The following is a 1,522-nucleotide window of genomic DNA, read 5'->3' as shown; positions in this document are numbered from 1 at the left end:
GCCGAGGGTCTTGGCAGCAGACTGCTTCATAGTGAATGCGTCCTTGATTGCGATGACGGGGGACTGAGCGGTCCACGACCGTAAACACGGCACGCCGAGATCCGCAAACACCGAAATGCGGTGAGTTCACGAGGAGGGGGCCGGTCGGATTTCCCGACCGGCCCCCTCCCCCGTCACGTCGCCGCAGCTCAGCGGCGACTTACCGGAACAGCCACTCCGCCTTCAGCGCGGCGTACCCGGGCTTGATCACGTCATCGATCATCGCCACCCTTTCATCGAAAGGAATGAATGCTGATTTCATCGCATTGACGGTGAACCACTGCATCTCGTCGAGCGTATAACCGAAGGTATCGACAAGGTGCTCGAATTCACGGCTCATCGTGGTGCCGGACATCAGGCGGTTGTCGGTGTTCACGGTGACCCGGAAGTGCAGCTTGCGCAGCAGCCCGATCGGATGGTCCGCGTACGAGCCGACGGCGCCGGTCTGAAGGTTGGAGGTCGGGCAGAGTTCCAGCGGGATCCGCTTGTCCCGGACGTAGGCGGCGAGCCGTCCGAGCTCCACCGTGCCGTCGTCGGCGACCTCGATGTCGTCGATGATCCGCACGCCGTGGCCGAGCCGGTCGGCCCCGCACCACTGGAGGGCCTGCCAGATCGACGGCAGCCCGAAGGCCTCGCCGGCGTGGATGGTGAAGTGGTTGTTCTCCCGCTTCAGGAACTCGAACGCGTCCAGGTGACGGGTGGGCGGGTAGCCCGCCTCGGCGCCCGCGATGTCGAAGCCGACCACACCGGAGTCCCGGTAGCGGTTGGCGAGTTCGGCGATCTCCAGGGAGCGGGCGGCGTGCCGCATGGCGGTGAGCAGGGCGCCCACGCGGATCCGGTGACCGTCCTCCCTCGCGCGGCGTTCCCCCTCGCGGAAGCCGTCGTTGACGGCCTCGACGACCTGCTCCAGGGTCAGCCCGCCCTCCAGGTGCTGCTCGGGGGCGTACCGCACCTCGGCGTAGACGACGCCGTCCGCCGCGAGGTCCTCGGCGCACTCGGCGGCCACCCGGCGCAGCGCCTCCTCGGTCTGCATCACGCCGACGGTGTGGGCGAACGTCTCCAGGTACCGCTCCAGGGAGCCGGAGTCGGCGGCCTCGCGGAACCAGGAGCCGAGCTTGTCGGCGTCGCCGTGCGGAAGGGCCTGGTACCCGTTCTCCCGGGCGAGGTCGACGACCGTGCCGGGGCGCAGGCCGCCGTCGAGGTGGTCGTGCAGCACGACCTTCGGGGCCCGGCGGATCTGGTCCGCGGTCGGGGCGTGGATGGTCTGGCTATTCATCGACGAACCATAGCGCCAAATCCCCTACGCGCGTAGATCCCGCGCGGAAGGGTGGCGGAGGCGTGGTGTTCTGCCAGTGTTGGCCCATGGCACACCAAGGGACCCCGGACCGCCCGGCAACCCGCCCGGCCCGGCTCGGCAGGCCGTTCGCCGCGCATCCGCTGCGGCGTCCGGACGACGGGCGCGAGGCCACCGGGGTGGTGCTGC

General features: G+C 69.1%; 1 protein-coding gene. It reads right to left on the bottom strand.

Annotation, left to right across the window (positions count from 1 at the left end):
• Positions 1-199: 199 nt before the first annotated feature.
• Positions 200-1,315 carry an adenosine deaminase gene (locus HW445_RS30580; protein ID WP_180224042.1) on the bottom strand — a complete coding sequence of 372 codons (1,116 nt, stop codon included), beginning with the start codon at positions 1,313-1,315 and terminating at the stop codon, positions 200-202.
• Positions 1,316-1,522 lie beyond the last annotated feature (207 nt).

Source organism: Streptomyces sp. UH6 (assembly GCF_013421635.1).
Taxonomy (GTDB): domain Bacteria; phylum Actinomycetota; class Actinomycetes; order Streptomycetales; family Streptomycetaceae; genus Streptomyces; species Streptomyces abyssomicinicus.
Note: the sequence above shows the minus strand (reverse complement) of the source record. Positions and strands in the feature narration are given on the sequence as shown.